The sequence below is a fragment of the Ignavibacteriota bacterium genome (assembly GCA_016218045.1).
Lineage (GTDB): Bacteria > Bacteroidota > Ignavibacteria > SZUA-365 > SZUA-365 > JACRFB01.
Map to the genome: position 1 here is coordinate 1 of JACRFB010000070.1, position 4169 is coordinate 4169.

At 58.3% G+C, this 4169-nt stretch carries 2 protein-coding genes; both read left to right on the forward strand.

Annotation, left to right across the window (positions count from 1 at the left end; all coding sequences use genetic code 11):
- Positions 1–661: 661 nt before the first annotated feature.
- On the forward strand, positions 662–3046 hold the full coding sequence (locus HY962_17010) for a hypothetical protein (protein ID MBI5648634.1): 2385 nt from the start codon (positions 662–664) through the stop codon (positions 3044–3046).
- 10 nt (positions 3047–3056) lie between these two features.
- Positions 3057–3566 carry a T9SS type A sorting domain-containing protein gene (locus HY962_17015; protein MBI5648635.1) on the forward strand — a complete coding sequence of 170 codons (510 nt, stop codon included), beginning with the start codon at positions 3057–3059 and terminating at the stop codon, positions 3564–3566.
- Positions 3567–4169 lie beyond the last annotated feature (603 nt).

The following is a 4169-nucleotide window of genomic DNA, read 5'->3' on the forward strand; positions in this document are numbered from 1 at the left end:
CCGCCCCCTGTAACAAGCGTTCCGCGCGGTGGTCACACGGTTCCGCGACGGGGTTGTAGGGGCGTTCGGCCGATCGCCCCTACTCCGCACCCTGGTACGTTCGTTCCGCGCGGTGGTCACATGGTTCCGCGCGGTGGTCACATGGTTCCGCGCGGTGGTCACACGGTTCCGCGCGGTGGTCACATGGTTCCGCGCGGTGGTCACATGGTTCCGCGTCGTGGTTGTACGGGCGATCGGCCGATCGCCCCTACTCCGCACCCTGGTACAATCGTTCCGCGCCGTGGTCGGGCGACCTGCCTGTCGCCTTTAACAGACGAGAAGCGTGGTGGGCGTTTCACATGTGGAGAACGGAAGGGAGGCCTTCCATTCTACGTACATTCTATCAAGGCGTTTTTGATGCAGAGAGCGGGGGATGGTGACGCTCCCGCGGGAAACCATACGTGAATTCTGGGATGAAATACTTGCCAATTTTTGCAGATGTAACAAAATGTGACCTCTAAATGTCGTATTTTTAAGCACTCAGGCCGTTTTCTCCTCTGGCCTGTTTTATGTACTGGTTTCATAGTACACGAAGTCGCCTCCGCGACGTGTACAACCCGTACAATCAAGCACCTTCCAACTATTACCGTGCGATCGCCGCAATCTTTCGTACGAGCAAAACATGAACCTCCCCCCGATTCATCCGCGACTCGCTGTACGATTCAGCTTTTTTCTCGTTTTTTCACTGATTTTATTCCTTCCGCCACCGGTGCTGGCGCAAATCGACACGTCGAAGGTCGGTTGGCGCGACAGGGCGAATGTGTGGACCGAAGAGAACCGCTTCGAAGCGCCTCTGTGGTTTTTCCCTGCCAGCGGTATTCCCGCGGACAACCACGTGATGCCGTTTCGCGCGCGGTTGAACGGATCGACAAACGCGCTGTGGGGCATCAGTCTCATGCACACACAGTTTTCGAACGGAACTCAGACGCATCCGACGTACACGAATCAGACGATGGGATTTGGGTATAATCTGAATCGCGAAGATCTGGGAGAACCGAGTATCGGTCTCCATTTCGAGTCGCAGTTTTACCAGGGGGCGTGGCTCACGGAATTCCATCTGAATTCCACAGGCATCGACGGCACGCCGCATCGCTGGTTGTATTCACTCGGAGACAGGCAGACCGGACACAACCGCCTGATGTCCTGGGAATCGGAGTATTTTGTCTTGAATGGTCCCAAACAACCAGGCCCCTGGCTTGCACTGGACGCGGATAACGACACATCGGGCACCTATGTCGGTGGATCGTTGAAACTGCTCGGGAATTCGTCCCTTCAGCATAACCAGAACAATTACCCGATTTTGTACGGCAAGGGGACGCAGTCGTTCATGCAGCTTCTGATGCTCAATTCCAGCGACGCCCTCGTGCTCGGCAGCATCGGAGCCACAAACGACTATTGGCGGCCCAAGGCGATTGACCTTCAGGCACGCAGCGCCCGCTTCGTGATGGACGGCATGACGCAGAAGTATTCACTTGGCTGTGCGCCCATTGCGACGGACTCGACGCTGCAAGTGGATGGCGGTGCGCGGTTCAACGGCGGTATCCGTCTTCGGTCGAGCTTTGGCGCCGACAGTCTCAGCGCCACAACCAAGGGGTATGTCGATACACGTTTCGCGGCCGCCGCCGCCGGGTCGGAGCAGATCATCAGTGACTCGATTGCCCAGCTTGAAGCGCGGACGCTCGTCGCATTGCGCGACACGCTCGATACAAACTCTCGTCAATACACGCGGCTCTCGCAGCTCAGCGATTCACTCAACACACTTCCGCGCCAGCAGGGAATGACGGCTGCCGCTCTGCGTGATTCCCTCGATGCAAACACGCGGCAGTACACACGGATCTCGCAGCTCAGCGATTCGCTCAACACGCTTCCGCGTCAGCAGGGAATCAGTGTCGCACAGCTCAGCGATTCACTCAACTCACTTCCGCGTCAGCAGGGAATGACGGCTGCCGCTCTGCGCGATTCGCTCGATGCAAACACGCGGCAGTACACACGGATCTCGCAGCTCAGCGATTCACTCAACACGATTCCGCGTCAGCAGGGAATCAGTGTTGCACAGCTCAGCGATTCACTCAACACGCTTCCGCGTCAGCAGGGAATGACAGCCACCGCGCTGCGCGATTCGCTCGATGCAAACACGCGGCAGTACACACGGCTCGCGCAGCTCAGCGATTCGCTCAACACGATTCCGCGCCAGCAGGGAATGACGGCTGCGGCGCTGCGTGATTCCCTCGATGCAAACACGCGGCAGTACACACGGCTCTCGCAGCTCAGCGATTCGCTCAACACGATTCCGCGTCAGCAGGGGATGACGGCTGCGGCTCTGCGTGATTCGCTCGATGCCAACACGCGGCAGTACACACGGCTCGCGCAGCTCAGCGATTCGCTCAACACGATTCCGCGCCAGCAGGGGATCAGTGCTGCACAGCTCAGCGATTCACTCAACACACTTCCGCGTCAGCAGGGAATGACAGCCACCGCGCTACGCGATTCGCTCGATGCAAACACGCGGCAGTACACGCGCCTCTCGCAGCTCAGCGATTCGCTCAACACGCTTCCGCGCCAGCAGGGAATGACAGCCACCGCGCTGCGCGATTCGCTCGATGCAAACACGCGGCAGTACACGCCGCGGGCGGAGTTAGCGGATTCGCTCGATCGCATCCCGCGTCAGGCCGTCACACTCGAGGCGCTGAGCGATTCGCTCGACGCCAATGAACGGCTCACAATACGGCCGACACACGGGCTCATGTCCACCAGCATCGACTGGACGGATGCCGAAGTTTTTGCCGATACCGTGTCGTCGAATACCACGTACACCTTCCCGTCGACGTTGGATGGCAAAACCATCGTTGTTGCGATTACCAGCACCGGCAATTACGCCATCACCTGGCCCTCGGCAGTGCGATGGCCGTACATGCGCGCGCCTGTGCAGACGGCGAATAAAACAGACATCTACACCTTCATCCGCATCGGATCCTCCATCTATGGCACCTATGTCCAGAACTACTGATCCGGCTCGTATGCCCGGTTATAGCGCGATGAGCCGCATCGGCTGGACGTTGTGCGCTGTACTCCTGTTCCTGGCAGAACCGGGGGCGACGGCGTACGCACAACGGATGATGCCATTTTCCATGTGGAAGACTCCGAATGGCGCCCGCAAGGAAGCCGAATTCCTGGCGCAGGCGGATTCGACAGGATCCGCGACTGCCGATGCAGGCGCAGCAGATGAGCAGAACACACCGTTGATCATCGACATCGAAGCGCTGTATCCGACACCATTTGGACCCGCTTCGCCCTCCCGTTCAGCGACTGCAACCATCGTGTTCAGAACACTCGAAGAAACGACCATATCCGTGCGGCTCTACAATGTGCTCGGCCAGCCCCTGGCCGTGGTACACGAGGGGCAGTATTCCGCCGGGTCGCATATGTGTACGTATACTCCCGGATCTGACGTCCAGTCTGGCACATATTTTCTTGCCCTCACAGCGTCCGACAGGGTGAGATGGGTACGAATACTGTACCTCAAGTGACCGAATCCTGAGACGTCCAGCACTTCGCGACCAGAGCGCGGTGACCCCCGTGTGACCTGCCTCTTGTCCCTGATTCTTTGTATCTTACATGGCTGTATTGGATCTCATCCAAGCACTTGAGCGCGCCTCGTATGGCGCTGCAGCATGATACACATTTGACAACCTCCCTCCGATTTTCTATGACGGGTCGTCGAGACATGTGACCCGATTGGCGGAGCATGCATTTCGCTGTCGTGCCGCGTCTCTCGCCATAGGTAGATCGTCAGACGAAATTCCATCGCGCTTTCCCGCTTCGCGGGACTCAGCGTGACACAGCGTCGCCGGTTCGTCGCGCTTTCCCGCTTCGCGGGACTCAGCGTGACAGAACGTCGCTGTTTCGTCGCGCTTTGACAAGCTCAGCGTGACACTGCTTCGCTGTCACGCATACGCCGTCCCTACTCCCAACTCCACACCCCTCACTCCCATATGCGCTAACTTACTGGAGTGATATTCCAGATGCTCCTTTGTCGGATACGCGTTTGTTGCTTCTTGCGTTTCCTGGGTGTATCGCAGATGTGACGCATCAGTGCACTCATTGTACTCCCCCCCGGCGGGATGTGTGGA

Bases quoted from the DNA above. Each gene is read 5' to 3' on its own strand.
- HY962_17010 (MBI5648634.1), top strand. From the start codon at position 662: ATGAACCTCCCCCCGATTCATCCGCGACTCGCTGTACGATTCAGCTTT.
- HY962_17015 (MBI5648635.1), top strand. From the start codon at position 3,057: ATGCCCGGTTATAGCGCGATGAGCCGCATCGGCTGGACGTTGTGCGCT.